The sequence below is a fragment of the Mesorhizobium sp. M1338 genome, assembly GCF_040318045.1.
GTDB lineage: Bacteria > Pseudomonadota > Alphaproteobacteria > Rhizobiales > Rhizobiaceae > Mesorhizobium.
This window is the reverse complement of the sequence record NZ_JAMYLL010000032.1, coordinates 37,871-64,554: the sequence shown is the minus strand read 5'-3', so window position 1 is coordinate 64,554 and position 26,684 is coordinate 37,871. Positions and strand designations below refer to the sequence as shown.

The 26,684-nt window shown below is 59.5% G+C and carries 25 protein-coding genes; 15 read left to right on the top strand and 10 right to left on the bottom strand.

The window, feature by feature from the left end; translation table 11 throughout:
• Positions 1-184: 184 nt before the first annotated feature.
• A complete protein-coding gene (locus NKH19_RS23510) occupies positions 185-391 on the bottom strand; it encodes a transcriptional regulator (RefSeq protein ID WP_352870814.1) in 207 nt (68 codons plus the stop codon).
• A 325-nt stretch (positions 392-716) separates the two neighbouring features.
• On the opposite strand from NKH19_RS23510, the gene NKH19_RS23505 reads away from it, so the two are divergent.
• Genes NKH19_RS23505 through NKH19_RS23470 form a run of 8 tightly spaced genes read left to right on the top strand, consistent with a single transcriptional unit; the run spans position 717 to position 8,801 of the window.
• Positions 717-3,113 carry an FdhF/YdeP family oxidoreductase gene (locus NKH19_RS23505; RefSeq protein WP_352870813.1) on the top strand — a complete coding sequence of 799 codons (2,397 nt, stop codon included), beginning with the start codon at positions 717-719 and terminating at the stop codon, positions 3,111-3,113.
• A 4-nt stretch (positions 3,114-3,117) separates the two neighbouring features.
• Positions 3,118-3,732, top strand: a complete 615-nt coding sequence (locus tag NKH19_RS23500) for a c-type cytochrome (RefSeq protein WP_352870835.1) — start codon at positions 3,118-3,120, stop codon at positions 3,730-3,732.
• Complete coding sequence (gene coxB, locus NKH19_RS23495; RefSeq protein ID WP_502911014.1) at positions 3,723-4,715, top strand: cytochrome c oxidase subunit II; 993 nt, start codon at positions 3,723-3,725, stop codon at positions 4,713-4,715. The genes NKH19_RS23500 and coxB overlap by 10 nt, the downstream gene beginning before the upstream one ends.
• Complete coding sequence (ctaD, locus tag NKH19_RS23490) at positions 4,712-6,622, top strand: cytochrome c oxidase subunit I (RefSeq protein ID WP_352870811.1); 1,911 nt, start codon at positions 4,712-4,714, stop codon at positions 6,620-6,622. Before coxB ends, ctaD begins: the two co-directional genes overlap by 4 nt.
• On the top strand, positions 6,619-7,221 hold the full coding sequence (locus tag NKH19_RS23485) for a cytochrome c oxidase subunit 3 (RefSeq protein WP_352870809.1): 603 nt from the start codon (positions 6,619-6,621) through the stop codon (positions 7,219-7,221). Before ctaD ends, NKH19_RS23485 begins: the two co-directional genes overlap by 4 nt.
• A complete protein-coding gene (locus NKH19_RS23480) occupies positions 7,218-7,526 on the top strand; it encodes a hypothetical protein (protein WP_352870808.1) in 309 nt (102 codons plus the stop codon). The genes NKH19_RS23485 and NKH19_RS23480 overlap by 4 nt, the downstream gene beginning before the upstream one ends.
• Complete coding sequence (locus NKH19_RS23475; protein WP_352971624.1) at positions 7,514-8,392, top strand: cytochrome c oxidase assembly protein; 879 nt, start codon at positions 7,514-7,516, stop codon at positions 8,390-8,392. Before NKH19_RS23480 ends, NKH19_RS23475 begins: the two co-directional genes overlap by 13 nt.
• Positions 8,385-8,801, top strand: coding sequence for a c-type cytochrome (locus NKH19_RS23470; protein ID WP_352971622.1), 417 nt, complete (start codon positions 8,385-8,387; stop codon positions 8,799-8,801). Before NKH19_RS23475 ends, NKH19_RS23470 begins: the two co-directional genes overlap by 8 nt.
• Before the next feature lie 44 nt (positions 8,802-8,845).
• On the opposite strand, the gene NKH19_RS23465 is transcribed toward NKH19_RS23470, so the two are convergent.
• Genes NKH19_RS23465 through NKH19_RS23450 form a run of 4 tightly spaced genes read right to left on the bottom strand, consistent with a single transcriptional unit; the run spans position 8,846 to position 12,168 of the window.
• Entirely contained in the window at positions 8,846-10,129 is a 1,284-nt protein-coding gene (locus tag NKH19_RS23465; RefSeq protein ID WP_502911012.1) for a c-type cytochrome, read from the bottom strand.
• Position 10,130: 1 nt separating this feature from the next.
• Positions 10,131-10,490, bottom strand: a complete 360-nt coding sequence (locus NKH19_RS23460) for a hypothetical protein (RefSeq protein WP_352870832.1) — start codon at positions 10,488-10,490, stop codon at positions 10,131-10,133.
• Entirely contained in the window at positions 10,490-11,710 is a 1,221-nt protein-coding gene (locus NKH19_RS23455) for an Nramp family divalent metal transporter (RefSeq protein WP_352870805.1), read from the bottom strand. The genes NKH19_RS23460 and NKH19_RS23455 overlap by 1 nt, the downstream gene beginning before the upstream one ends.
• The gene (locus NKH19_RS23450; RefSeq protein ID WP_352870804.1) at positions 11,707-12,168 is read right to left on the bottom strand and encodes a hypothetical protein; all 462 of its coding nucleotides are present in this window, start codon (positions 12,166-12,168) and stop codon (positions 11,707-11,709) included. Before NKH19_RS23450 ends, NKH19_RS23455 begins: the two co-directional genes overlap by 4 nt.
• Positions 12,169-12,913: 745 nt before the next feature.
• On the opposite strand from NKH19_RS23450, the gene NKH19_RS23445 reads away from it, so the two are divergent.
• Both NKH19_RS23445 and NKH19_RS23440 read left to right on the top strand, forming a co-directional pair.
• Positions 12,914-13,441 carry a YciE/YciF ferroxidase family protein gene (locus NKH19_RS23445; protein WP_352870803.1) on the top strand — a complete coding sequence of 176 codons (528 nt, stop codon included), beginning with the start codon at positions 12,914-12,916 and terminating at the stop codon, positions 13,439-13,441.
• A gap of 118 nt (positions 13,442-13,559) precedes the next feature.
• Entirely contained in the window at positions 13,560-15,401 is a 1,842-nt protein-coding gene (locus NKH19_RS23440) for a PAS domain S-box protein (protein ID WP_352870802.1), read from the top strand.
• 27 nt (positions 15,402-15,428) lie between these two features.
• Here NKH19_RS23440 and NKH19_RS23435 read toward each other — a convergent pair whose 3' ends face one another.
• A complete protein-coding gene (locus NKH19_RS23435; RefSeq protein ID WP_352870801.1) occupies positions 15,429-15,611 on the bottom strand; it encodes a hypothetical protein in 183 nt (60 codons plus the stop codon).
• A 299-nt stretch (positions 15,612-15,910) separates the two neighbouring features.
• Positions 15,911-18,022 (bottom strand): catalase, encoded by a 2,112-nt coding sequence (katE, locus tag NKH19_RS23430; protein WP_352870800.1) that lies wholly within the window; start codon positions 18,020-18,022, stop codon positions 15,911-15,913.
• A 1,226-nt stretch (positions 18,023-19,248) separates the two neighbouring features.
• On the opposite strand from katE, the gene NKH19_RS23425 reads away from it, so the two are divergent.
• From NKH19_RS23425 to NKH19_RS23405, 5 genes are all read left to right on the top strand, one after another.
• A complete protein-coding gene (locus tag NKH19_RS23425; protein WP_352870799.1) occupies positions 19,249-19,770 on the top strand; it encodes a GNAT family N-acetyltransferase in 522 nt (173 codons plus the stop codon).
• A gap of 609 nt (positions 19,771-20,379) precedes the next feature.
• Positions 20,380-21,651 carry a phospholipase D-like domain-containing protein gene (locus NKH19_RS23420; RefSeq protein WP_352982878.1) on the top strand — a complete coding sequence of 424 codons (1,272 nt, stop codon included), beginning with the start codon at positions 20,380-20,382 and terminating at the stop codon, positions 21,649-21,651.
• A gap of 102 nt (positions 21,652-21,753) precedes the next feature.
• Positions 21,754-21,951: a hypothetical protein gene (locus NKH19_RS23415; RefSeq protein ID WP_352870797.1), complete on the top strand. Its 198-nt coding sequence runs from the start codon at positions 21,754-21,756 to the stop codon at positions 21,949-21,951.
• A gap of 704 nt (positions 21,952-22,655) precedes the next feature.
• Positions 22,656-23,573: a hypothetical protein gene (locus NKH19_RS23410; protein WP_352870796.1), complete on the top strand. Its 918-nt coding sequence runs from the start codon at positions 22,656-22,658 to the stop codon at positions 23,571-23,573.
• 109 nt (positions 23,574-23,682) lie between these two features.
• Positions 23,683-23,862, top strand: coding sequence for a hypothetical protein (locus tag NKH19_RS23405; protein ID WP_352870795.1), 180 nt, complete (start codon positions 23,683-23,685; stop codon positions 23,860-23,862).
• Between the two features lie 263 nt (positions 23,863-24,125).
• Here NKH19_RS23405 and NKH19_RS23400 read toward each other — a convergent pair whose 3' ends face one another.
• The 3 genes from NKH19_RS23400 to NKH19_RS23390 form a co-directional block, all read right to left on the bottom strand.
• Complete coding sequence (locus NKH19_RS23400; protein ID WP_352870794.1) at positions 24,126-24,314, bottom strand: DUF3606 domain-containing protein; 189 nt, start codon at positions 24,312-24,314, stop codon at positions 24,126-24,128.
• A gap of 159 nt (positions 24,315-24,473) precedes the next feature.
• Complete coding sequence (locus tag NKH19_RS23395) at positions 24,474-25,718, bottom strand: PRC-barrel domain-containing protein (RefSeq protein ID WP_352870793.1); 1,245 nt, start codon at positions 25,716-25,718, stop codon at positions 24,474-24,476.
• A 263-nt stretch (positions 25,719-25,981) separates the two neighbouring features.
• The gene (locus tag NKH19_RS23390) at positions 25,982-26,581 is read right to left on the bottom strand and encodes a cupin domain-containing protein (protein ID WP_502911010.1); all 600 of its coding nucleotides are present in this window, start codon (positions 26,579-26,581) and stop codon (positions 25,982-25,984) included.
• Between the last annotated feature and the right edge of the window lie 103 nt (positions 26,582-26,684).

The window sequence follows — 26,684 nt, the reverse complement described above, 5'->3', positions numbered from 1 at the left end:
CGAGCCGACGATCTAAGCAGGAGGAAGAAGGCCGGCGTCACTCAAGAGGGAGGTTGCTGAATTGGCGCCGGCCAGACGGTCCAATCAGGTCCGCCGCGCCTCAAGACATAGCTGAGTCTTGACGCCGCGTCATGTGGCAGGATGAGGTCGTCCGCTAAGCCTTCGCCTTCCGCTTGACTTGAGCTTAAGTACGCAGCCTAACGCCCGGCCCGCCGGCGGTCGTCTCACCCTCTGCCAGGAAGATCACGCCAGCCAATTCCAGTGCCTGCCTGACGGCGATAACGTTGTTAACGCAGCCGGAGGCTTGGCCTGTGGACGCTTCCATTCTGCGAAGCGTTGGTGCCGAGATTCTGGCGCGCTGAGCAAGCTCGGTCTGGCTTAGACCAATCATTAGGAGGGAAGCACATCCGCATAATGGGCGCGCAGGCTCGGGATCAGGCTTCCTCCGTTCAGAACGCAGACGCACTTGTGCCACTGCAGTGCACATTCGCCACAGGGCAAATCTGGTCGTGCCGATGGCCAAGAGGCGACCTCAACCAAGCCACCCTGCGTGGAACCAGGCGCCAGATTCCAAGTTCTAGTATCCAGCCTCGGCAGACTGATCAGTGACCTGGATATTGCCAGTATGTTCTCGAATGTCGCTTCACTTGCCGGCGGGCATCGCGTCGATATGGGTGAGACCAGCTCCGGCCTCGCTTTATGCAAACGAGGCAGAAATGACATCGAAAACAAGGTCGGCCACAATCAAACCGTACGGCGGACCGGTCGGCGGCTGGGGCTCAGCTAAATCCGTGGCCGCGATCATCGCGAGAGAGCACGTCCCTTTGAAAGCCCCAAAGCTGCTTTCGATCCAGAATAAGCCCGACGGATATATGTGCGTCAGTTGTGCCTGGGCAAAACCTGCTCAACCGCATCCGCTCGAATTCTGCGAAAGCGGAGCAAAGGCGACGGCTTGGGAAATCACGTCCCGACGGGCCGACCCCGCGTTCTTCGAAAGACACACACTCAGCAAGCTGGAATTCTGGCCAGATCATGACTTGGAGGAACAGGGCCGGTTGACCCATCCCATGCGCTGGGATGCGATCAGCGACAAGTATGTTCCGGTGGCGTGGGCAGAAGCTTTCGACGAGATCGGCAGGGAGCTGGGCGCGCTCGATCCTCACCAGGTCGACCTTTACACCTCGGGCCGCGCATCTCTTGAGGCGAGCTACATGTATCAGTTGTTTGCCCGCATGTATGGCAGCAACAATTTACCGGACAGTTCCAACATGTGCCACGAAAGCTCGTCGGTGGCACTTCCGGAAAGTATCGGCGCCTCTGTCGGCACAGCAATTTTGTCGGACTTCGAAAACACCGACTGCATTTTCTACATCGCCCAAAACGTGGGAACGTGCTCCCCGCGCCTGCTGCACGACCTCCAGGACGCTGTCGACCGCGGCGTGAAGATCGTCACCTTCAACTTGCTGCGCGAACGCGGCTTGGAGCGCTTCATCAATCCGCAGTCGCCGGTTCAGATGCTGACCGGCCAAGAGACGAAGATTTCGTCGGAATATTATCAGGTCAAAAATGGCGGCGATATCGCCGCTCTGTTCGGCGTCTGCAAGGCGCTCATCGAAGCCGACGATGCCCTCAAGGCATCAGGCGCCAGTCGGGTAGCAGGAGAGGACGGCAAGCCGAAGGATCCTGACGATGCGGCAATGGTCGCATTCGCGGCCTCAATGGCCTCGGCCGATAAGAAGCACGTGCTCGATCATGATTTCATCAAGGAGCATACCGCCGGATACGAGGAATTTGCTCTAGCCGCACGAGCCCACCAGTGGGATGAGCTGGAGCGGGTGTCAGGACTGAGCCGCGATCAGATGAAGCAGGCCGCGACCATCTACGCCAAATCCGATGCCGTGCTGATGGTGTATGGCATGGGCCTGACGCAGCACCTCATGGGCGTCCAGAACGTCCATATGGTTTGCAATCTCGCGCTGCTGCGCGGCAACATCGGCAAGCCTGGAGCCAATATCTGCGCCGTCCGCGGCCATTCCAACGTTCAGGGACAGCGCACCGTCGGAATAACGGAAAAGCCGGGGCTAGCACCGCTGGACAAATTGTCCGAGCTTTATGGATTTGAACCGCCGCGCTGGACAGGCCGCTCGACAGTCGAGACATGCGAAGCAATCATGAACGGCCAATCCCGTGCCTTTATCAGCCTTGGCGGCAATTTCCTGAAAGCGGTGCCTGAGACCACCGCCATGGAAGAGGGATGGCGCGCACTGCGTCTGAGCGTGCAGATCGCGACCAAGCTCAACCGCAGTCATGTCTTGCACGGCGAGATCGCCTATCTCCTGCCTTGCCTCGGCCGTATCGAGGTGGACGAGCAGGCGACTGGTCCGCAGGCCGTGTCGATGGAAAGCTCAATTGCCCACTTTCATGGTTCTCGCGGAAGAGCAAAGCCCGCAAGTCCAACCCTTCTGTCGGAGCCCGCGATCGTCGCCGGCATCGCCAAGGCCACGCTTGGGAGGACCAAGGCTCCATGGGACGCCTGGGTCGGCAACTATGCGGAAATCCGCGACGCCATCGAGCGGACGTACCCGGAAACCTTCAAGGATTTCAACAAGCGGCTTTTCAAGCCTGGCGGGTTTGCCCGGCCGCTGCCGGCACGCGAGCGAAAATGGGTGACCCAAAGCGGGAAAGCGAATTTCATTACACCAGGCAAACTCTTTCCCGAATTTTCCACGTCTGGCAGAACCGATGTTCTGCACCTTGCGACGCTGCGATCAAACGATCAGTTCAACACCACGATCTATGGCTACAGCGACCGTTTTCGCGGCGTTGAAGAAACGCGCCGGATTGTGTTCATGAATGGGGAAGACATCGACCGGCTGGGCTTCGCAGATGGCGAATTCGTTGATGTGACCACCGCCATCGACGACAATTTCGTCCGCAAGGTCACCGGCCTGAGGATCGTTCCCTACAACATCGCACAGGGCTGCTGCGCGGCGTATTTTCCCGAAACCAACCCGCTCTTTCCATTGGCCCATCACGACCCGAAGTCGAAGACGCCGTCATACAAGCTTTTGCCAGTCCGCCTTAGCCGATCTCGCTTAACTCCAGATGATTGATCCCATGGGGGCAGAGAACCGCTTGACAGAAAGGACCGTCGCAAATCCGACGTCGGCGCTGGCGGCGGGCGCGCTTCTGCTTCTCGTTGGCGTGGGCGGTCTGCTCGGTTGGCTGCGGCAACCGAGAGAGCTTCGCCTCGATCCGCCGGCTGCCGCCGACCTCGACCGGTTCCGTCCCATGCCCAACGGCATCAGCGGAACCCCGCCCCAGAGTTATTTTGCGCTTGGCAAGCCGTATGAAACGGACGCTTACAATCTGAGCCAGGGTAAGCGCCTCTACGCCTGGTTCGGTTGCGCGGCATGCCATGGTGATGGTCGCGGCGGAGCCGGGCCCAGCTTGGTTGACGGCTGGTGGCTTTACGGGCCCGAGATGGTTTCCATCGTCGCTTCCATCCGGGACGGCCGCCCGCACGGCATGCCCGCATTTCACGGCCGAATGACAATCGAGCAGATCTGGCAGCTCGCAGGATATGTTCAGACAATCGGTTCCTACACGCCGAAGATAGCCGCGCCCAGTCGCAATGATGATAAACACACCCGCCCGGCCGAAAATCGCGGCCCGGCGATAATCCTGTTCGACGAAGGACCGGTCGGCCCAGAGCCGGGACCATCGCCTTGAGAGCCGTCAGCGCCCTTCTGATTGCCGCCCTCGCGTCGGGCTGCAGCGGCAATCAGTCGGCACTTGATCCGCACGGCGCTCCCGCGATGCATGTGGAGCACCTGATCATCGGCATTATCGCCATTTGCACGGTGGTCTGGGTGCTGGTGATGGCCACGCTTGGCGTGGCGCTTCTAAGGGGCCGCCGCGCCGGAGCGGACAACGCGAAACACGAGGCACGGCTGACAATGACGGTGGTTGCCGCGGTCGCGGCCACCGTAGCCATCATCGCCGGCGTGACGATCGCGAGTTTCTACACCACCCGCAATATTGGCGTCCCGGAAAGCGCCGCCCTTACGATCACTGTGCGGGGACAGCAATGGTGGTGGCACGTCTTTTATGCCGGCGCCGGCGCAGCGCCCGGATTTCAGACTGCCAACGAAATTCACATTCCCATCAGGACGGATGTTCATCTTCGGCTTGAAAGCCTCGATGTCATTCATTCGTTCTGGGTGCCCAGCCTTGCCGGAAAGCAGGATCTTGTTCCGGGTCGTTCCAACAGTGTGCTGCTGCGAGCCGAAAAGCCAGGCGTCTACCGGGGGCAATGCGCCGAGTTCTGCGGCCTGCAGCATAGCCATATGGCGATCATGGTCGTCGCCGAGGCGCCAGCGGACTATGACCGTTGGGCGGCTTCGCAGCGTGGTGATGCGATGACGCCGGCCGATCCGGACGCCGCTGCAGGACGAGCGGCCTTTCTGGCAAAGCCCTGTGCTGCCTGCCACACGGTCCGGGGCACACCCGCCAATGGCACGACCGGACCGGATCTTACGCATATCGGCGGCCGGCGGACGATCGCCGCCGGGCTTGTGGAAACCACGCGCGGTTCGCTCGCTGCCTGGATTGCCGATCCGCAAACGCTCAAGCCCGGAAACAACATGCCGGTGGTCCCGCTAACCAGCGCCGAGCTGCAGAATATCTCCGCCTACATGGAGAGCCTGAAATGACGGGCAGAGATGGCAGCAACTCGCGCGACACCGCCTTCAACGATGCTGAACTCGATCGCCGCCTTGCATCGGTCTGGTCAACACCGCCGGGCCTTTGGGGTATTCTATCGACCGTCGACCACAAAATTATCGGCCGGCGCTACATCACCACGGCCTTTGTCTTCCTGGCGCTGGGCGGGTTCTTGTCCCTGCTGATGCGGCTGCAACTGGCGCAACCCGAAGCCCGCCTCATCGGACCCGATCGTTACAACCAGATTTTCACCATGCACGGCACGAACATGATGTTCCTTTTTGCCGTGCCCGTCATGCAGGCGATGGCCGTCTACCTCGTGCCGTTGATGGTGGGAACGCGCAACATCGCTTTCCCGCGGCTCAATGCGTTCTCCTACTGGATCTATCTCGCCGGCGGCTTGCTGTTGTGGCTCGCCTTTGTGCTCGATGCTGGACCGGATATCGGCTGGTTCGCCTATGTTCCGCTGTCCGGGCCCCAGTATGCGGCGGGAAAGCGAGCTGACATCTGGGCGCAGATGATCACGTTCACCGAGGTTTCAGCACTCGCCGTGGCCGTCGAAATCGTCGTTACGGTCTTCAAGCAACGCGCCCCGGGAATGTCTCTCGACCGGATCCCCTTGTTCGTATGGTCGATGCTGGTCACGTCGTTTCTTGTCATCCTGGCGATGCCGGCGATCGTGATTGCCTCCACGTCCCTTATTCTCGACCGGCTGGTCGAGACGCATTTCTTCAATCCCGCCGAAGGCGGCGATGTGCTGCTGTGGCAGCACCTGTTCTGGTTCTTCGGACACCCTGAGGTTTACATCATCTTTCTGCCGGCGGTGGGGATGGTATCGAGCATCGTCGCGACATTCACGCGGCGGCCCGTGTTCGGCTATCTGGCCATGGTGATGGCCATCATCGCCACGGGCGTTCTGGCGTTTGGACTTTGGGTCCATCATATGTTCGTCGCAGGCCTTCCCCGGCTTGGACAGAGTTTCTTCACCGCCTCGAGCATGGCGATCGCGGTCCCGGCGGGACTGCAGATATTCTGCTGGCTGGCGACGATGTGGGCAGGCAGGCCGATCTTCAAGACACCGTTTTTGTTCGTCATCGGCTTCGTGGTTACTTTCGTCATTGGCGGCCTGACCGGCGTTATGGTGGCGTCGGTCCCGTTCGACACACAAGTCCACGACACCTATTTCGTCGTCGCCCACTTCCACTATGTCCTGATCGGCGGCGCGGTTTTTCCTTTGCTTGGCGCGGCCTATTACTGGTTCCCTAAACTCACGGGCCGCATGATGAGCGAGACACTCGGGCGCTGGGTCTTCGGTCTGATCTTTGCCGGCTTCAACCTGACCTTTTTCCCCATGCATATTCTTGGTCTGCGCGGCATGCCGCGCCGCATCTATACCTACCAGCCTGAGATGCCATGGTCCGCCCTGAATATGTTCATCAGCCTCAGCGCGATCATTCTCGCTCTCGGTTTCCTGCTGTTTTTCGTCGATGCGATACGCAGTGCCAGGTCAGGTGCCGCCGCGCCATCCAATCCCTGGGGGGCCTCGACGCTCGAATGGGCGACCTCTTCGCCGCCGCCGCCGTACAATTTCGCCCGGCTGCCGGTGGTCGGCAGTCTCGAACCTTTATCAGACCACTCAGATGACCTCCCCGTTGCCGCAGGCCTGCGTGTCGACCGTCGTGAACTGTTGGTCAGCAGCGTCGTCGAAGCGATTCCGGAAGCGCGAGAATCGTCGTCGGGGGATTCGATCTGGCCACTATGGGCAGCACTTGCCACCACCGCGACGCTGATCTGGTCAATATTCACCCCCTGGGCAGTCGTCTGGGGCTCGATCCCGGTGGCGATCGCACTCATCGGCTGGTTCTGGCCAAAGGGCGTGCCGGAGGACGAGTCATGAAAGAAGGCACCACGCTCGACCTGACGGACCTTCCGCCGCACGGCCTCGGCACCGCGAGTGTGTCCTGGTGGGGAACGCTTGCCTTCATGCTCATCGAAGGCACGGGCTTTGCGCTTTCGATCGTTGTCTATCTCTATCTCATGAGCTTGGCCCAGCGTTGGCCCCTGGATGCCCCACCTCCTGATCTACTTGCCGGAACGACCCTGACAGCTCTCTTGGTGGCAAGCCTTGTTCCCAACATCGTCCTCGCCCGCTGGGCACGTAACCAGGACTTGCTGAAGGTTCGTATCGGCCTGATCGTCATGTCGCTGCTCGGCATGGCGCCGCTTATCCTGCGTGCCTTCGAGTTTCCCGCTATGCATATCAAGTGGGACCAAAACGCCTACGGCTCGATCGTGTGGGTCATGCTCGGCCTGCACACGACGCATATTCTGACCGATCTGGTCGAGACGCTGGTGCTGACTTGCCTGATGTTTTCGCGGCATGGCGACAACGCGCGACGCTTCGGAGACGTCAGCGACAACACGATGTACTGGAACTTTGTGGTGGCGACGTGGTTGCCAATGTATGCCTGTCTCTATTGGGTTCCACGGCTATGACGATCCGTTGGCTGAAATACACAGGCCTTGTGGTGCCGCCCCTAGCCTGGGCCCTTAACACCCAGCTTGGACAGGTCACGCCCTACACCGATTGCCAACGGAATGGCCTGTGGACCGCAATCTCTTGCGGCATCCTCCTCCTCGTTTCGGTTGCTGGCGTCATGGTGTCACGAGCGCTTTCAACGGGAACGGCCAAGTCCGAACGGTTCATCGCCGATGCCGGCTTTCTGATCGCGCTAGCGTTTGTTTTTGCGCTGTCATTGCAGGGGGCGGCCACGGTGCTGCTGGACCCATGCCAACGCTGATCTGCACACTGATCTCGTTTATGGTTGCTAGCCCGGCGATGGCACACGGCGACGATGTATATCCTGCGGGCTATCCCTGGACCTTTGATCCGTGGATCGCAGGACCATTTGCCATCCTTGCCGCCCTGTATGGGTTAGGCATCATAAGGCTGGCATCGCGAAGCCGAAGGCCGGGCGGCTTGCTCGTCCGCGCCTTGCCGTACTGCTTCGGCATGCTGACATTGGGGTGCGCGCTGCTCTCGCCGCTTCACTGGCTAGGCGAGCATCTTTTTACCTTTCATATGATTGAGCACGAGATCGTCATGGCTGTGGCGGCGCCCTTGATCGTGCTGGCACGCCCGGCTGGCATCCTGCTCTGGGGCCTACCTGGGAAAGCCCGTCGCATCGCTGGGTCGCTGATGCGTTCGCCTCTGATATGCGGGCCATGGGACTGGTGTACATGTGCCACAAACGCGACCATCATTCATGGCTTGGCCATCTGGGCCTGGCACGTCCCGGTGTTGTTCGACGCGGCCGTGAACGACACGGCATTGCACCGCCTCCAGCATCTCAGCTTCTTGGCGACAGCGATATTGTTCTGGTGGGCAATTGTTTGGCGAAGCGATTACGGCACCTCAGCTTGGCATGTGTTCGCAACCATGATCCACACCAGCGTTTTGGGTGCTTTGATGGCGCTCGCTCCACGCGTGCTCTACGTGGCGCAGACCCGGCCCGCGATGGCCTGGGGGTTAGCACCCCTGGAAGATCAGCAGATGGCGGGCATCATCATGTGGGTGCCTGCCGGCACGATCTATGCGGCGGCGGCAATGACGATGCTGGCGCTCTGGATTCGCGGCGCGAGCGAAAGACGGGCACAAAATGCCTGACCTGCCTACCTCTCCCACGGGCCGTGCGACCTTGATGGGTATTGTCCTCGTCGCGGCATCGGCCGCTTTCGTCGCGGTCAACGTCGCGCGCGACAACCACACCAGAGCGGTGGTGGCCAAAACAATCACCGGCGGCGACCCTGATCGGGCTCCAGCAATCTTTCGCCGGTATGGCTGCTCCGGTTGCCACACCATTCCCGGCATACCGGGAGCTGACGGCCAGACCGGTGGGCCGCTGACCGGGCTTTCGAAGCGTGTGTACATAGCGGGCGTGCTGGAAAACAATTCCGACAACCTTGTCACATGGATCGTTTCGCCCCGAAGCTTTTCGCCGCGGACCGCGATGCCTGCGACCGGCATTTCGCCAGAGGAAGCCAAAGACCTTGCCGCCTATCTCTACGCCCAATGAGACCCCGATATTTGCCTTGACGCAATCCCGGACGGAACACCGCTTCAAGGCCGCGGCGTGGCTATCGGCGGCAGACCTTTGATGTAGCGCGCGATCGCCTGGCGATCACTGTCAGGCAGCATTGCCGTATTTGTCACCACATCGGCCATGGAGGATCCCACACGTCCGTGGTTCGGCGTCTCCCCCGTTTTAAGCATCGTGGCGATGTCGTTCTCGGTCCATCCGCGCATTCTGTCCTGCGTGATGTTCGGCACAAATCCCGTGCCTTGGGGATCGATGCCACCGGCAAAGCGAGTGTCCGGTTTGATTGCGCCAAAGGCGTTGCGGGTAGAATGGCACTCAGCGCAGTGCGAGATGGTCTCGACGAGATAAGCGCCACGATCATGCACAATATCTCGGTCGAGGCGGGCAGCGGTTGATCGTTGGCGAAAAAACAGCAGTTTCCAAATCCCCACGGACCGTCGGATGCCGAACAGCAGCGCAGGGTCATGCGGGGGTGCACGACCAGACACCTTCGGAAGTGTCTTGAGATACGCGTAGAGATCCTTCACGTCGTCAGGCGTCATGCTGGTAAAGCTCGTGTAGGGAAAAGTGGGATAATAGTGATCACGCTTGGGCGACACGCCGCTGATCAAGGCGTTCGCCAAGTCGGTGACAGTCCATGCGCCAATACCATCCACCGCATCGGAAGAAATGTTGGGAGGCCGAAAGGTGCCGAATGGTGAAGCGAGCGCCATACCGCCGCCAAGCCTCAGCCGGTCGGGCTGTCCTGGTGTCGCGTGACAGGACGCACAATCACCTGCAGCGAAGACGAGCTTGCCGCGCGCGAGATCGCCCCGGCCTTCAAATTGCCGATCCTGATCCTTAAACAGAGGCCTCGCCGCGGTCATGTACCACAAAACCGCGGCGACGGCCCCTGCACACAGGAAAACCGCAAGAGCAAATTTCCCCGCGGTGCTCCGCGTGACGATCCCCGAGCTCTTGGGCGGCCCCGCCTCGCGCTTGCCTTCAAATCCACCTTTCATGTGAGAAAGTTGCTCAAGGGTGCATCGCAACCGAGGCCTGAGTGGGTCGGAGATGTCGATCTGGTCCCAGGGGATGCGGTAGAGGCAATCGCGGTGACGCAGGTGAAAGAAATCGAGGACCGCGGTGCCGATCGCCAAGGCGGAGAGGCGCTCGAAAGCGGCGAAAATGCCGACGTGGAATTCGGTGACGACCATATCGTCACCGTGCCGTTCTGCTCGCATCTCTTCTATGTGACCGACGCTTTTGCCGCGCAGCGAGAGCACCCGTCGACCAGCGAGATGTTCAAGATTGACGGTGTCCATGTCAGGCTCCCGGGATGCGGCCGATGACGTGGTTGCGCAGCCAGTCTTGCCAATCGAAGATTGCTGTCCGGTGCACGTCGATGTCGACTTCGATGTCGACGCCGATATCGCGCACCTTGTTCCACGCTATGCGGTGCGGCTCGGCATGGCGTTCGCCGCCAAACCTTGCCGCAAGCCATGCCATCCAGCGTCCCGGCCGCGAACCAAGACGCCGCGCCAGCGTGATCGACCCGAGCTCGACCGCGACGATCCTGGGCGGCTTGCCTTGCCTCAACTCGGCCACCAATCCGTCCACCTTGCCGATCTTGACCCGCTGGCGGTCAAGGACCTGTTTGTCCAGCAGATCGCGCAGCACATCCATCATGAACCTCCCAAAATCTGCAAGGGAATGCTCACCACGGCAAGGACGAAGCCAAGCGCGACGATGAAGATCACCGCGGCGTTCGAAATCATGCCATTGCGGTGCTCGCCGACATAGCGCTCATCGTTGAGCAGAAAGAGGAACGGGACCACGGTCAAAGGCAGGCTGGCCGCCGTCACGGCCATGGAGAAGATGGTAAGCTTCAGCGGGTCGAGGCCGAGCGCGATCGGGATGGCTGCCACCAGTAATGAGAGCGTATAGACACCGCAGAAGGCAGGATCACTGCGGGGTTTCAGGTCCTCGCCCCACGTCCATCCAAAGCCTTGTGCGACGAGATACGCCTGCTGCAGGCCGATTTCGAGCGCCGCGCCGAAGCACGCTATGGCAAGCGAAGCTACAAACAGGACAAAGCCCCAGAACCCGAATATCGGGATCAGCATCAGCGGCAGTTGGTGATAGTTGTTGACCTGGTTGATGCCGTGCGCGCCGAGCACAAGAGCGGCCACGATCAGCACCCCGAGCGAGATGGTGCCGCCGAAGCTCATGCCGAGGCCCGCAATGGCGCGGTTGGTGCCGAGATAGGTTTTGTCCCAGTGGTCCTCGACGGCGCCCGAGGAATAGAACATGAAAAGGTAGGGCGATATCGACGCGCCCAGAATGCTGACAGCCATAAACCAGTAGCTTGCCGCGTCATGCTCCGGCAGACCGGGCACCGCCCCGGCAGCGACCTGTTTCCAATCTGGCTTCAGCATCACCGCCGCGACCACGAAGCAGAGCGTGACGAGACCGAGAATCGCCACGCCCTTCTCGATAAAACCGAAGGTGCCTTTCCATAGAAACAGCCACGCCAGGAACGCCACTGGCAGGGCCCACCATTGAAAGCCTATCCCTGTCGCAAGTTCCGCAGCGATGGAAACGCCGCCGATTTCTGCCGACATCACCATGAAGTTGACCAGCAAAATGGCCAGCAAGGGCCACAGGAAGGCATTGAAGCCGAACCTCTCTCGGATCCCGTCCGTGATCGTGTGGCCGCTGACGGCAGCGAACCGGCCAGCCATCTCGACCAGGAAGATGATGCAGATGGTGCCAAGGAGGATTGCCCAGACCAGCCGGAAGCCGAAAGTCGCCCCGGCTTGCGCGGCTGTCGCCATCGATCCAACCTCAAGGAAGCCGCCAACGCTGGTGACGATGCCAAGAGAGATTTCCAACAGCTTCTTCATGATTTGGGCGCGACAGATCTGGCATAGAAGGCGGCGAGGTCCGTCGCGGCCGTCGCGAGTTCCTGCCGCGCCTGGCTCACCTGCCGCGGGTTGCCGGCCTCCACCCCGGCCTGGGCGCGCCTTGCCGCAGCCGACAGCTGGCCGATCGCCTCCATGACACCGCGACTTTCGGAAGATGGAGGAGAATTGTCAGCCTGCATCTGCCGACCTGCCTCGGCAAGCGTCTCGGCCGATGATTGCAATGTGGCCGATGCATAATCTGAAGGGGCGGCCCCGGCGGCCCAGGCGTCCAAGACCATGGCTGCCGTCCGCGAAGCCGACGCCGCGATTTTTGATTGCTGGGCGACGTGGTCGGATGAAGAACAGGCGGCCAAAGCGAGCATGAATAACAACAGGCATGGGCGCCAAAGCCGATAGGCGTCGTTTTTGACAATGCCCAGGGTTAGCTGCATGGCCACGCAACGATCGTCCGGCCAGCCTGTGTTTCGGGTGCCGACATCAGGGATCCCGGACTGTGGATTTCGGCTTCTTGGGAAATCGTATCACATCACTGGGCAACCGCCGACTTGGTATGCGTGGAGGATTGGGACCTGCCTGCCCGCAACAGCGTGACCCACCGGGGTGCAACTCCATAACGCTTGACGCCGACAAAGTGGCCCGTTGTCTGAAAAGACGCACAAGTTCGGGGTGGAGTCCGTCACTTCGGAGCGAGGCGAGGTCGTGAAGAAATAACAACTCCATTGCGTGCCCTTTCCACGCCGACATCAGGCTCGTCTCGCAACCGAGGTCTGCTGAAATGCGCGACCAGCGAGTATTTGCATCCAGCCTGCGTTGACAGCTCTTCTTCTCATCTGAGTAAAGCTGCTGCGATCGGAAGGTTCCGCCGCGCTCACAAATTCGCCTGCGGGGACCGATTGCATTGACGCTTGTTGATGACGCAACGCATTGACCGCGTTCCTGAAGGCTCGCCGACCTTGTTCTGCTTTTACGCCCGCAAAGGCAGCACATAGATCGGCATCGCCCTCCTCGCGCTAGCTGCGGACCAGTTGGAAAAACGCGGATACGGCCAAACGCCGAAGCGACACGCCGAAGTGTCATGGACGACCCATTTAAATGGTTGGCAAGGGAACTGCCGGCTTCTCTCCGAGTTAGAAAATGCCCACGACGGGTCATTTCAAACAAGCCAACAAGGAGCACACAGCGATGGCAACCACCAAGAAGGCAAGTGCGAAGACCAAGAGCCTTGAGGATCTGTTCCTCGACGGTCTCAAGGATCTCTACTACGCCGAGAAAAAAATTCTGAAGGCCTTGCCGAAGATGGCCAAGGGCGCGGATGACGGGCAGGTCACCGCAGCCTTCGAAAAGCATCGTGCCGAAACCGAGGGCCAGGTGGAACGGCTTGAGGAGGTTTTCGAAATCCTCGGCGCGGCTGCGCGCGGGAAAACCTGCCCCGCCATCGACGGCATTCTCGAGGAGGGATCCGAAATTCTCGAGGAGTATGAGGGTTCGACGTCGCTTGACGCCGGGCTCGTTGGCGCCGCGCAGGCTGTCGAGCACTACGAGATCGCGCGCTACGGCACTTTGATTGCATGGGCTACCTCCCTTGGCAAGGACGATATCGTTCAACTTCTCAGCGCGACCCTCGAGGAGGAGAAAGCTACAGACAAGGCCCTGACGTCTCTGGGCGAAGCCGGCGTGAACGACCGGGCGGCCGAATTGAAAGCGGCTTGAATTGAGACGGTTTTCAATGGTCCCGGCGCGTCTGCCGGGGCCATTTCTATTGCAGCATGGAGAACCGGGGCCCTGCCGTGGATTGGCGCAAGCGGACCACTCCCGGAACCATTGTGGGATGTCGACGTTTCACAAGGCCACCGCGTGGCCGACAGGGGATTTCGGATTCATGGAAAGCGCAGTTGTGGCGGGGGACGGATTTGGGCTTCCGGAAATCGATTATCAGGATTTTTTCGAGAACGGCGGCATCGGTCTGCACATCGTTGACGGCGCCGGCCGTATTCTCCATGCCAACAAAGCCGAGTTGAACCTCTTAGGCTATGAAGCCCCTGACTACGTCGGTCGCGACATCGCCAGCTTTCACATTGATGAGCATGCCATCAACGACATCCTCGCCCGTCTCGCGCGAGGCGAAGCCGTCGAGCGATATCCGGCCAGACTGCGTGCACGCGATGGCTCGATCAAGCACGTGGAAGTCAGTTCCAGCGGCCATTTCGAAAATGGTCAACTGGTGCATTCGCGCTGTTTCACCGTCGACGTGACCCGGCTCAAATCCGCCGAATTGGCGGTGAACCAAAATGAGGACCGCTTCCACCAAATCCTGGATGCATTGCCGGTCGCGGTCTACACGACCGACGCACGAGGCATCATCACCTACTGTAACAGGGCCGCGGTCGAACTTGCTGGCCGGGAACCGAGGATTGGCCAGGATCAGTGGTGTGTCACCTTCCGCCTGTTCACCGTCGATGGCGAAGAGTTGCCTCACGACCAATGCCCCATGGCAATCGCGCTCAAGGAAAATCGTCCGGTCCGTAATGTCGAGGCCATCGCGCAGCGTCCCGATTGCAGTTTCTTTCCGTTCTTGCCATTTCCGACTCCCCTGAGGGACGAGCACGGCAATTTGGTCGGCGCCGTCAATATGTTGCTGGACCTGACCGACCGCAAAAGAGGCGAGGACGCCGTCCAGCACCTTTCAGCAATCGTCGAATCGTCCTTCGATGCGATTGTGAGCAAGGATTTGGATGGGTTCATCAAAAGCTGGAACAAAGGCGCCGAGCGGCTGTTCGGCTACACTCCCCCCGAAGCCGTGGGGCGGCATGTGACCATGCTGATCCCGCCTGACCACCATGATGAGGAGCCACGGATCCTCGAGCGTCTCCGGCGTGGCGAACGGCTCGATAGCTACGAGACAATCCGCCAACGCAAAAACGGGACACTGGTGCCGGTCTCACTCACCATCTCGCCGGTCCGCGACGCCGCAGGCCGCATTGTCGGTGCTTCGAAAATCGCCCGCGACATAACCGCAGCCAAGGAGAGCGAACACCGCATCCGCATGCTGATGCGCGAAGTCAATCACCGGGTGAAGAACCAGTACTCGGTGATCCTTTCAATGATTCGCGAGACCAACAAGCGTTCGGAAAGCCCCGACGTGTTCGAAAAACAGGTGCGGGAGCGCATCATGGCGCTGTCGAGATCGCACGATTTGTTGATCTCGGCGGACTGGAAAGGCGCCACACTCTCCGATCTGATCTTGGCTCAAGCCAAATCCTTCGGTCGGGAAGACGCGATCACAATGGCAGGTCCTCCCGTCACGCTCAGTCCCCACGCCGTGCAATATCTCGGGATCGCGTTCCATGAACTGTGCACAAACTCCGCCAAATACGGAGTGTTGTCCGGCAACCGAGGCATCATCGCAGTCACATGGGGCATTGCTGGTGGGCAAGACAGTCAGACATTCAAACTGACCTGGGCGGAGCAAGACGGCCCTGCGATCAAGTCTATCGGTAACAATGGCTTTGGGAGCGTCGTGCTCAATCGCGTTACGCCGCGGGCATTAAGTGGGACCGCGGAGCTGACCTACGGCGCCAACGATGTGCTCTGGACGCTCGAAGCCCCGGCATTTTTCGTCGAGGCGTCGCTGTTCAACGACGAGCGCGGCACTGAACCACTAGACGCATAGCGCCGCTCTTTAGGCTGAAGAGAGCTGTCAATCCCGTTTCCGCCAGCCCTCAGAGCCCTCGGCCTCGGAATTTTGCGTCGGGCGGCTCGGCAATACGCGCGGTTTGACGCTCGTCACGCCATCGTTTTCGCGACCATGGTCGCTACGCACATATTGCCCTTGGGCGTCGTTCTCGACTTTCTTGCGCAGGGTCTCTTTCGCTTTCGACATTGGCGCATCCTCCTGCCAGTCTGTCGTTTGGTCGAAAAAATACAAAGCCGCGGACTCAACCCCCGCCCTGTTTAAGAAGTCGGGCCTCGCGCAGGATCGATGCCCTGTCCGTCCCGACCAATGAAACGATCTCACGGATTTGGCTCTCCGTAACTCCGCACTCGCGCGCCAGGCCCGCACGGCTTGCGGGGTTATGACCGGGCGTCTGGTTTCTTCGTCAGCCACTGCTCATTCCTTTCAGTTCGAAAGGGAACGCTCCAGCTCATTCGGCGGGGGGTGGCCTGTCGGATGAACCTTTCCTATAACTTGACCCTCGCCTCCCGCGCCCAAAGCCGAAGTTTGCGGCACGCCTCCACGTACGTTCCGGCAGTGTTCCCATCTGTCAAGGGAATGAGGCCTTCATCGGCTACCGGATCGACGCCCGCCTTGGCCAGAATAGGAACCGCGCCGGGCGTAAACCCGATGAATTTGCAATGGGCATAGGCATCCGCAACGAAATCCTGTGCTGCCGCCTCTCCCGTGAGCAATTCCGCGCCTTCTTCGGTGAGCAGCAGAGCCACTGCGTCAAACAGTACGGACGAGCCGCCGTCGATCATATGCTTCGCAATAATCTTGGTGCCGTCACTAGCCTGCACACCGCCCACCTTCAGGGCAATGACTTCCAAGGTCGCCCCTTCATCTTCGATCGCGGCTTGCAAGGCTTTGAACAGAGCGGCGTCGGCCCCATTGCTGACCAGTACACCGACCTTGCGGCCCTCGAAACTGTCGGGGCCGTTCTCGATGATGCTCAAGGCCGGCGATGGCTCCAGATCCTTTCTCGGTGCCACCGTTGCGTCCGCCGGCTTCGGCAAATCGGTAATGCCGAGCTTGTCGGCGACTGTCGCGGCCAACCCGTCGTCAATGTTCAACAGGTGTGCGATCATTCGCTCCCGGATGGCCGGGGTCTCCACCTTGCTGAGCTCAAAGGTCAGCGCTTGGGCGATGTGGCGCTGCTCGGGAGGCGTCTGGCTGTTGAAGAACTGGCCAGCCTGGCTGTAGTGGTCAGCGAAGCTCTCAGGGCGCACCCGCACTTTTTGCCCCTCCTCGCCGTCAGCGAAGGCGTGAAAGCCACGCTCGGGGGATTCGCGCGGTCCCGCACCAAACGAGTTCGGCTGGTAGTTCGCCCGTCCGACCGGATTGCGCATCGCCATTTGGCCATCCTGCTGAAAATGATGGAACGGGCATTTCGGCGCATTAATCGGCAGATGGGTAAAATTGGGACCGCCGAGGCGTTTCAGCTGGGTGTCTAGGTAGGAGAAGTTGCGACCCTGCAGGAGCGGGTCATTGCTGAAATCGATGCCCGGCGGGACATTTTGGGTCATGAAAGCGACCTGTTCGGTCTCGGCGAAGAAGTTATCCGGCATGCGGTCGAGGACCAGACGGCCAACGGGTATCGGGGGCAGGACCTCTTCCGGTATGATCTTGGTAGGGTCGAGGATGTCGAAATCGAAGCTGTCGGCAAATTCCTGGTCGAAAAGTTGCAGACAGAGCTCCCATTCCGGGAATTGGCCGGCTTGAATGGCATTCCAGAGATCCCTGCGGTGAAAGTCCGGATCGGCGCCATTGATTTTAACCGCTTCGTTCCAGACCACGGATTGCATGCCGAGTTTCGGCTTCCAGATGAATTTCACGAAAGTGGACTCGTTGGCCGCGTTGACCAGCCGGAAGGTATGGACCCCGAAACCCTGCATGAAACGGAACGACCGCGGAATGGCCCGATCCGACATCACCCACATGATCATGTGCATGGATTCGGGCGTCAGGCTGATGAAATCCCAAAAGGTGTCGTGTGCCGACTGGGCCTGTGGAAAATCCCGATCGGGCTCCGGCTTTACCGAATGGATCACGTCGGGAAACTTGATGGCATCCTGGATGAAGAACACCGGGATATTGTTCCCGACAATGTCCCAGTTGCCCTCCTTGGTGTATAGCTTCACCGCGAAACCGCGTACGTCGCGGGCCAGGTCGAACGAGCCCTTGCTGCCTGCCACCGTCGAGAAGCGAACAAACGCTGGCGTTTTTTCGCCAGCACGTTGGAAAATGTCGGCACGGGTGTATTTGGCGAGGGAGTCGTAAGTCTCGAAAAAGCCGTGGGCGCCGTAGCCCCGGGCATGCACGACCCTCTCGGGAATGCGCTCGTGGTCGAAATGGAAGATCTTCTCGCGGAAGTGGAAATCCTCAATGAGAGTTGGACCACGCGCTCCGATCTTGAGCGTATTCTGATCGTCGGCGATCGGGCCTCCCTGAGCCGTCGTCAAATAGTCTGTGTTACCTTCCGCAACCTGGTGCAGCTCTCCACCCTGCCCTCGAACAAGGGTTTGGTCGTGGATCGTCGCGGCATTGGGATTGGGGGGAGCTGCTTTGCGCGCCATTGCGGTCCTCCTTTGGGCTTGCTCTGCGAGGGGTTGCTGAGCAACCCGCGGTAAGCCGACAGGTTCCATCGAACCGGGGTTCCAAGCCAATTTCTTCGACGGTGGTTTTAGGTGGACAGCGCGGAACCGACCGTCCCATGTGAGGCGAACGGCGCAATTGCTGGGAGCCCACCATAAGTCAACAACATGATGGGGATCGTAAGAAGTGTCCTCGCATGGATTTTGCGGCCTTGCTTGCCTACTCCGAGATCGCGCACATCCGGTTCTCGACAGGTCGACCGCAGATCGGCGACGATGCGACAAGATTTGCAGTCAGATGTCCCTTCAATCAAGCATTCCCCGTCAATCAAAGGCCAGAATCTGCCGTTAACTCAATGTCCAAAAGCCGACGCTCAGCGCCAAACACGACCTTTTTGACTACGCGGCGTTCATAGCCGACTGAGTTTGGGAGTGAGTCGCAACGGGCCGTGCCGTAGGTACTCTTGGGGAGGTGCTTCTTACGGCCAGCCTGCCTCGGTCCGCCCAATCCGTTGCCGTTGTTTTTTGTCATTTGGCGCCCCCCCGGCTTACTCCGGCACGCGAGTCGTATCCGCCCATTGCCCTCTTGCAAAGACGTTAGCCAGGAGTAAGTGTTCTCTCGAAACCCTGTATAGGAGCCCGGTCGATCCGCATTGCAGCCGATAGATCGAGCTCCTTTAATTTGTGCTGACGAGGTGAGCTTAGCACCCTTCGGTCGTGGTCTTCATCTGGCCAGGGGCAGCTGTTTTGGCGTCAGTGTCCTGCTGTCCGGGAGCCGCTTGTTTCGCACTGCCGGCCTGTTGACCAGGCGCGCAGTCCTTCGCCGAGTTTGGATTGGTCCCGCTCGTTGTTGTAGAGTCAGGGGCCGGATCACTGGCACTTGGCACCGTTGTGGTGGTCGTCGTTGTCGCAGACGATCCGCTGGTTGTGGCGCTCGACTGCGCGAAGGCAAGGCCGGTAGATAACGCCATTATGACTGATGCGAAAAGAAGCCGTTTCATTCTCATCTCCTGTCTCAGGCGGCAATGCCCCTTCGGTTTCATAACCGGGAAACTGGCAGAGGGTTCCTCAAATTGGTAAGCTCCGGGCCAACGTCGGCGCGAGCGGCGGTGAAGGGCGAGGCTTCGACCCCGGCCATGCCTTAGCTTTTCCCCATCATCTTGACGATCTGTGCTAACTTCATAGCGGTTTGCACTGGACCTGCCGAGATGCCGAGGATCAGCCTAGACCATCGATTGGCGACACGTGCCGATATGCCGGCGCTGGCTGTGCTGATGAATGCAGCCATCGGCGAGCTTCAAAAGCCGTTCCTCACAGAGGAGCAAATCATTTCGAGCCGAGCAATCCTGGGGCTCGATACGCAACTCGTCGATGATGGAACATATTTCATTGTGGAGCAAAATGGCATCTTGGCCGGTTGCGGCGGATGGAGTCGGCGCGCAACTCTCTACGGCGGCGACCGTTCGCCCGGGCGCGATGCAGCGCTGCTTGACCCGACGAAAGACGCTGCGCGCGTGCGTGCCATGTATACGCATCCCAGCTTCATTCGCCGAGGCGTGGGGCGTCTAATCCTCACGCTGTGGAGGATGCCGCCCGCGGCGAGGGCTTCACAAGTGTCGAGCTTATGGCAACAATGGCCGGCGAACCGCTCTATCGGGCCTGCGGCTTTGAGGCGGTTGAAGAAGTCGTCGACAACCGAGGCGGAGCGGGCGTGCCACTGTTGCGGATGAGGAAGGCGTTGTGACTGATCGGCGGGCGAGCACTCATAGCCGTTAGCTGACGATATCTGCGAGGCACACGGCGGCATTGACGCACATCAATGCAATGGGGGGCAAGCGCGCCTCGGCCGCGATGGCTGATCCGGGTCAGGGCTTGCGGTAGAAGTCCTCTGAATGAATCGCAAGAAAAACCAACGGCAAATCTATGTTGTCGCTACAGTCGAGGCTTGTCGGTTAAGCGCCTAGGTTCGTCTGCTCCCATCGCCTGATTTTGACAGTCGCCCACTTCATGTCGCCCAATGCTGTCATTGAGCTTACTGACAGTAGTTGCCGCACACGAGCTTCTATTGCTCCATCTTCGGATGGAAATACCGGCTTCTCTCGATCTTGCTGATCTGAGGCGATGCCAGGGAACCTGGATGCCCGTTGTAAGTTCTTGAAGAAAGCAATTTTCGATCGCGAGCATGCTCACCCCAATTCGAGCGATGATTTCCCGTACCGCAGCACCTTTTGTGCTGATGGCCTCCGGTAGCCACGTTCGTAAGCAAAAGAGTGACTGAAGTGCGGCCTTCCGGTCTCCTGGCTCAGCCAGCAAGCGCGAAAGCTCGCAAGTCTGGGTGTTTGCGCACAGGGCTCACCTACGCGGCAATTGCTGTCACCACCAGCTTGCTCACGATCCTGGTCATAAATCTCGCCCCCCAACCGCGCGTTTTGCGATCGATCGTGCCTCACCGTTTTGACTCTGCGGATCCCCAATTTGCCAAGACGATGAGCAGTTTCTCGCAAGGACAGCTGTTTAGTTCCAACGCCGTGCAAACCCTGGTCAACGGAGACGAGATTTTTCCTTCGATGCTGCAAGCCATCCGAGTGGCTCATTCAACCATCGATATCGAAACCTATATCTACTGGTCGGGTGCTGTCGGCTATGAGTTCGCGACGTCCCTGGCGGCCAAAGCAAAAGAGGGCGTTGAGGTTCGGGTTCTGGTCGACTGGGTCGGCAGTCTTCCGTTCGATGAAGACCTGATCCAGATCATGACAAGAGCCGGCGTGACATTCGAGCGTTATCGACCCATCCACTGGTACACGCTTGACCGGGTCAACAATCGGACCCACCGCAGGCTGCTGATCGTGGATGGACGCGTCGCATTCACCGGGGGTGTCGGCATCGCCGACAACTGGCGCGGAAACGCACGCAATCCGGATGAATGGCGCGACACGCACTATCGAATTGAAGGAATGGCGGTGCCAGCCTTCCAAGCAGCGTTCGCGCAAAACTGGCTCGAGACCACGGGGGAGAGTTTGCAGGGTGAGAAGTTCTATCCTGCACCCGAACCAGCAGGAGAGCTTGACGCGCAGCTGATCCTATCTTCGCAGCCGAATGGCTCGCAGGATGTGGAACTGATGATGTTGACAGCGATAGCTGCTGCTCAAGGCCACTTGCGTATCGGGATGGCGTATTTCGTGCCGGATGACATCGCCCTTCAGCAGATCTTGGAGGCCAGGGATCGGGGCGTATCCGTTGATGTCCTCGTACCCAATTCGCTAACGGACGTGCCGTTGACTCGACATGGCTCGCGCTACTTCTGGGGCGCGTTGCTCCAAGCCGGCGTTCGGATATTTGAGTTTCAGCCCACCATGTACCATCCCAAACTCTTGATCGTTGACGATGTCTGGTCGAGCTTTGGTTCAGTCAATTTGGACGAGCGCTCCTTACGTCTGAACGACGAAGCCACGTTGAATGTATACGGCAAGGATTTCGCAAAGACTCAAATCGACTTGTTCAACCAGGATTTGCAGCGATCCAGGCAGATCAGTCTGGAAGAATGGCAAGCGCGTTCGTTGCGCGAAAAGATGACGGACTGGCTTGCCAGCAGGCTAAGGTCGCAGCTTTAACTGGATGTTGCTCCGTGTGGCTATCTTGTCGCCATTATGGCTGTCATCTATCCAAATGTCTTGAAAGGGCCGAAGAATGAACCCGCTGCGCGGGAGGGGTGCATGCCCCATTCTGTTCTCAATGCTCCGATCAATACGGTGCGCGAGGGGCTGATCGACGACATGACCCTGCGCCGAGCCAGGAGATACAGCGAGCTCGGGCTATTCACGGTTGGACAGATCTCGCTTGACGGTCCGCTGGACGGGCCCGGCAGCACGAAAGACCTTGATCGAGGCGCGCGCGGCTCAGCCTCTCCGTGACTGACGTTGGGGCGCCGAACTCGCTGGACTGTGAAGGTTGGCCGCCCGCGACATAGGATCGAATGCCCATCAAAATCAGCACGGTCGGATCAGACAGCATCTTGATGCTCCGAAACGGCCGAAAGCCTTGTGAGTTAGCTCAGGGGAGTGGCGACCATGGCAGGCGGGTTTTTCTTGCGCCCGCCAACTAACGCCAGCCAGCGTGAAACTGTTCCCTCTTGTTGTGTTCCTCTGGCCGCTTCTCAAATTCGTATGTCAGCCAACGGCGGAACATCCCAACAATGGCGCGCCGGGCAGCTTTTTGTCATGCCTAAGGTCCTCAATAGCCTCAAGTCCTCGAAACTTTCCCAAACGATTGAGTCTTGTTGCCCACCAGAACAATCACAGGCTCAGCCAAGGCTCTCGAAAGGCGGCGCGACGGAGGCGCGGTAAACTCCGCGCGTATCGAAGGGTAACTTCCACGACAACGCACGGCTTGCCGCCAGTCGAGTAAGTTCCGTGCCTGACCAGTCCCGCATCGGGAACTCCAGGAGAGTTGCCACATAATGCGGTAGCTCTGGAACGAAAGCCTTCATGGAGAATTGTTACTTCGTCTCAGCACCTTAAAGGAGGTTGATATGGGCCGAGGTATCTTGCTTTGGTTGCTCGGGGTTCCGATCCCAATCATCATTCTGATTATGCTTTTTGCGCGGTAGGGGGTGAAAATGGCAACCGTGCTTTCATCGAGAGACATCACGCCGGTCACTGAGTCATCCTCATCGGCCGTCAGCTGGGGGCCGATCGTCGCGGGCGCTTTCGCGGCCTCGACACTGACGGTTATTCTGATGCTGGTCGGCTCCGGTCTAGGACTGACCATGGTTTCGCCCTGGACTGGATCGAGCGCTTCGACCACGACCTTCGCGGTTTCGGCGGCTGCCTGGCTTGTCATCGTTCAATGGCTATCAGCTGGCGTAGGCGGCTATCTGACCGGCCGGCTGCGCACCAAGTGGGTAAATGTCCACACCGACGAGGTCTATTTTCGTGACACCGCACACGGTTTCCTTGCGTGGGCGCTGGCAACGTTGCTTGTTGCCGGCGTGCTCGGCTCGGCTCTTTCGGCGGCGCTGGGCACGGGTGTGCAGGCTGCATCCTCCGTGGCGTCAGGCGCCGCGATGGGGGCAACGACGGCAGCCGTCAATGCGGCCAGGACGGATGCCCCATCTTCTGGCATCTGGACTGGCTATTTTGTAGATTCTCTATTCCGGTCGGCGAACCCTGCCGCAGCGCCCGCCAATGAACAGAACGTCGCCACCGCTACGGAACAGGCAACGCGCATCTTGTTAGCGGGGGCGGCAAATGGCGAGGTATCGCCCGAAGACAAGGCCTATCTGGCGCAACTCGTCGCCGCCCGCACAGGCCTGTCGGACGCCGATGCGAAGACCCGAGTGGATGCGGTGATCGCCAAGGTCGACGACGCCAAGGTCAAGGCCAAACAGGCGGCCGATACCGCAAGGAAAGCCACTGCATCCTTCGCGCTTATAGGCGCATTGTCGATGGCTATCGGTGCCTTCATAGCGAGCGTTGCAGCAGCGTTCGGGGGCAAGCAGCGCGACGACGAGGAGGCTCTCGTCCTGACCCGTTGAAGGTTGGATCGCATCGGCTGGCGGCGGGCTTGGCCTCACGGGTAATTCACCGCCGCTCGAACCTATGGGATGATCAAAGCCAAGGAGCAATGAGGCGACCTCACTGACGATGATCCTGATCGAATCGACGGGCAATCGCGACCCACTGCTGGGCGTATCCGGGAGCGGTATGGGATTCGCCAAGCAGGAAGCAGAGCGGCAGGTTGATGACAATCTGAATCGCGAACGCGAGCCTCGACCCCTGACACGATCAGAGAATTTTGCTGGTGAGTTCCAGGACAATGAGTGAACCGTCGGGGGATTCACCTTCGGGCAAGTGCAATACCCGCAAAACGCGCAGATTGGTGTGGGCTCCGTGGAGCGACATTGAAATGCTCTCGCCGATACGTGGCACCACCTCAAATGTAACATTGTCGATGAATTGGCTATCGTCGACCGAAACGCGACATTGGACGGACATCAGAAGAACCTCCCAAAAATGCACGCGGCCAACCCGGCGCGGGCGATCCGATTCATAACGGGAGCGACCTGCCTTGGCCTGCTGGTCTCGCGCTATCGCGTGCCAAGCGCCCTTGCCTCGCGCTCAAGTGTTTCACGGTCATTCCCATGCTTGGCGACAAGTTCGCGGACCTGCGGGATGGTGAGGCCGAACTTGCTGGCGAAATAACCAACCTCATACTCCTCGTCGCCCGCCAGCCTGTCTCTATCGCGAAAATCCCGCTTGCTCTTGTCGTCGGCCATCTCGCCATCTCCCTTGAAGGTTCTGTCCCTCGATGAAGTTCCCGAACTCAACGCGCCGCCAGACCCTTGGTTGCTTCGCGGGACTTGCCCGGCCGGGTTTTGTCGAACTTCTGATATGACAAAAAAGCCCGCATCGTTGCCGATGCGGGCTTTGACGGGTTAGCGCAAGATCATGCGCTGTTCGCTGCGTTTTTGCACATAGGTGCCTTTGTCATAGGCCGCTTGAGCCTCGAGCTGCTCCTTTGTGAACGTCGTGTACAGGTAACGCCTGCCGTTCTTGTCGGTCATGAACTTGAGATTGTCCATGCCGACCGCCACCTCTTTCTCGCCGACACCGAGAAAACCACCGACGTCGATGATGACCGCATCGACCGTCTTGTCGCCATTCAGCACGACGTCGCCGATCTCGCCCACATTGACGTCATTGGCCCCGTAAACGGTCGTTCCAACGAAATCTTCGGCCCGAATCTGTCCTATCGGCGTTTCGGTCAACGTCGATTTGTCGATAGACCCGGTTGTGGTCTGGTCGGCGGGCGCCGGCGCTTTCTGCGCGGAGTCGCTGGACGGCGCTGCCGGCACCGTAGCGGTAGGGGCCGGCGCAACTTCATTGGATGCGGTGGTCGCCGGCGCGGGGTCATAGGCCTTGCGGTCGAAAGCTGGCTGCGACTCCAACTCTTCCTTCGTGGTCTGTGCGACCACCCAGCGCGACCCGTTCTTTTCAGCCCACTGTACCTTCTCGAAATCGTAGGCAACGTCCTTTTCGCCAATCCCGAGGAAGCCACCGACTCCGAGAATGAGCGACTTCGCCTTGCCGTCCTTGGCTAGAACAATATCGTTCACATCGCCGATGTTCTGGGCGTCGTTGCCGGTGCCATTGTAGACGGTTTTCCCTATGATGGCGCTCGCAAGAACTGGCATAGCCGCCGGCACGGTCTGCGTCGTATCGGTCGACGTCGAAGGCGGAGTTTTGTTCTCCGCGGCAGGCTCCAAAGCCACACGGTCGAAGTCTGGCTGGCCCTTCAGCTCATCCTTGGTCGTCTGGGCGACGAGCCAACGATCGCCGTTCTTCTCGGCCCATTGAAGCTTGCCATAATCGAAAGCAACTTCCTTGGTGCCGAGCCCAAGGAAGCCACCGACGCCAATAACGGCGGACTTCGCCTGACCATTCGTGTCAAAGACCACATCGCTAACCTTGCCGATGTTTTCGGCATCATCGCCCGTTCCATTGTAGACTGTTTCACCGATGATGTTGGTTACCAAGCTGCCATCAGCGCGCGTTACCCGTGAACCCGGCGCCTCCGTAACGGGTGCCTGCGCGGGTTTCGGCGTCGTCGCCTGCTGCGCATAAACGCCCGTGGCGGTCAGCATCGCAAGCGCCGTCGTGGCTAAAAGATTGCGAAACATGTAAGTCTCTCCTTTTGCCTGACTAATGCACGCCGCTCGTCTCGGAAGACATCAAGGCGGCGTTTGCTGCCGTCAAAACGTTGTCACCCGGGCTCTAGTTCCTGGGTCGCCGTGCGGTGACATGCAAAAGGCGCACGCAGTACTTCCGCAACCGCGGGTGCAAGATCACGAATGTGCATGCGCGGCAGGGCCGCTGGCCCGGAAATTGTCAACGCGGCGCCTGCGGAGCGTCGCTCGCGCGTCTCAACGTTCGCACTTTGTCGTCATTTCGGCCATACTGACAGCAGCGGGCCTTTGCTCCCATAGACCGGATCCTTCCGGGGACGGGCAACCCTGGGAATCGTTCGCAATGCCCGCTCATGTTCCTGGGCTGTCGTGCATTCGTCATAAGTGCCCGATGCCGGATAAGCACCGACCACCAGGAAGTCATCACTTTCGCGGAGGCATTGGTGTCCGGTGCCGGCCGGTAGAACGGCCACGTCGCCGGCCTTCAAGGATAATACCCGGCCCCTTTTGCCTCCGAACCGAACCCTGCCGGTACCGCGCGCAACCCCAAGCACCTCGTGTATGCGGGAATGGTAATGAACGTAGTGATAGATGCCGTCACGCCAGCTGTCACGCCAGCCATTCGCCTCGAAAAGCTCTTCCAGCACGGCCGCGAAGTCGAATTGCTCCATCGGCTTCACGGCGCCACGATAGACGACAAATGGCCAGAACGGATGGTTCGGCACGAGGCCATCGTCCTTGAACCGAAATTCGAGTGGTTTCTTCAACCTCACCAGTTCGGCGAGTTCTTGCGTTCTCGGTCGGCCAATACCCGTCGCCAACTCGGCCGCCTTCTTCACGCTCTCAAGAATACCCACGGCTATCCTCGCGCTGGATTGTAGGGGGCCAGATAGAGCAGTGAGGACGCCTCCGCTCTGGTCTCAACAAATCTCAACTAGCGGCCCCGCACTTTGTTCCTTT

What these genes read in the sequence shown, in the direction of transcription:
- NKH19_RS23475 (WP_352971624.1), top strand. Translation starts at nt 7,514, where the DNA reads ATGCCAACGCTGATCTGCACACTGATCTCGTTTATGGTTGCTAGCCCG.
- NKH19_RS23445 (WP_352870803.1), top strand. Translation starts at nt 12,914, where the DNA reads ATGGCAACCACCAAGAAGGCAAGTGCGAAGACCAAGAGCCTTGAGGAT.
- NKH19_RS23400 (WP_352870794.1), bottom strand. Translation starts at nt 24,314, where the DNA reads ATGGCCGACGACAAGAGCAAGCGGGATTTTCGCGATAGAGACAGGCTG.
- NKH19_RS23435 (WP_352870801.1), bottom strand. Translation starts at nt 15,611, where the DNA reads ATGTCGAAAGCGAAAGAGACCCTGCGCAAGAAAGTCGAGAACGACGCC.
- NKH19_RS23480 (WP_352870808.1), top strand. Translation starts at nt 7,218, where the DNA reads ATGACGATCCGTTGGCTGAAATACACAGGCCTTGTGGTGCCGCCCCTA.
- NKH19_RS23485 (WP_352870809.1), top strand. Translation starts at nt 6,619, where the DNA reads ATGAAAGAAGGCACCACGCTCGACCTGACGGACCTTCCGCCGCACGGC.
- NKH19_RS23505 (WP_352870813.1), top strand. Translation starts at nt 717, where the DNA reads ATGACATCGAAAACAAGGTCGGCCACAATCAAACCGTACGGCGGACCG.
- NKH19_RS23460 (WP_352870832.1), bottom strand. Translation starts at nt 10,490, where the DNA reads ATGGATGTGCTGCGCGATCTGCTGGACAAACAGGTCCTTGACCGCCAG.
- katE (WP_352870800.1), bottom strand. Translation starts at nt 18,022, where the DNA reads ATGGCGCGCAAAGCAGCTCCCCCCAATCCCAATGCCGCGACGATCCAC.
- NKH19_RS23455 (WP_352870805.1), bottom strand. Translation starts at nt 11,710, where the DNA reads ATGAAGAAGCTGTTGGAAATCTCTCTTGGCATCGTCACCAGCGTTGGC.
- NKH19_RS23440 (WP_352870802.1), top strand. Translation starts at nt 13,560, where the DNA reads ATGTCGACGTTTCACAAGGCCACCGCGTGGCCGACAGGGGATTTCGGA.
- NKH19_RS23410 (WP_352870796.1), top strand. Translation starts at nt 22,656, where the DNA reads ATGGCAACCGTGCTTTCATCGAGAGACATCACGCCGGTCACTGAGTCA.
- NKH19_RS23470 (WP_352971622.1), top strand. Translation starts at nt 8,385, where the DNA reads ATGCCTGACCTGCCTACCTCTCCCACGGGCCGTGCGACCTTGATGGGT.
- NKH19_RS23395 (WP_352870793.1), bottom strand. Translation starts at nt 25,718, where the DNA reads ATGTTTCGCAATCTTTTAGCCACGACGGCGCTTGCGATGCTGACCGCC.
- NKH19_RS23405 (WP_352870795.1), top strand. Translation starts at nt 23,683, where the DNA reads ATGATCCTGATCGAATCGACGGGCAATCGCGACCCACTGCTGGGCGTA.
- NKH19_RS23500 (WP_352870835.1), top strand. Translation starts at nt 3,118, where the DNA reads ATGGGGGCAGAGAACCGCTTGACAGAAAGGACCGTCGCAAATCCGACG.
- ctaD (WP_352870811.1), top strand. Translation starts at nt 4,712, where the DNA reads ATGACGGGCAGAGATGGCAGCAACTCGCGCGACACCGCCTTCAACGAT.
- NKH19_RS23415 (WP_352870797.1), top strand. Translation starts at nt 21,754, where the DNA reads ATGCCCCATTCTGTTCTCAATGCTCCGATCAATACGGTGCGCGAGGGG.
- NKH19_RS23425 (WP_352870799.1), top strand. Translation starts at nt 19,249, where the DNA reads ATGCCGAGGATCAGCCTAGACCATCGATTGGCGACACGTGCCGATATG.
- NKH19_RS23510 (WP_352870814.1), bottom strand. Translation starts at nt 391, where the DNA reads ATGATTGGTCTAAGCCAGACCGAGCTTGCTCAGCGCGCCAGAATCTCG.
- NKH19_RS23465 (WP_502911012.1), bottom strand. Translation starts at nt 10,129, where the DNA reads ATGGACACCGTCAATCTTGAACATCTCGCTGGTCGACGGGTGCTCTCG.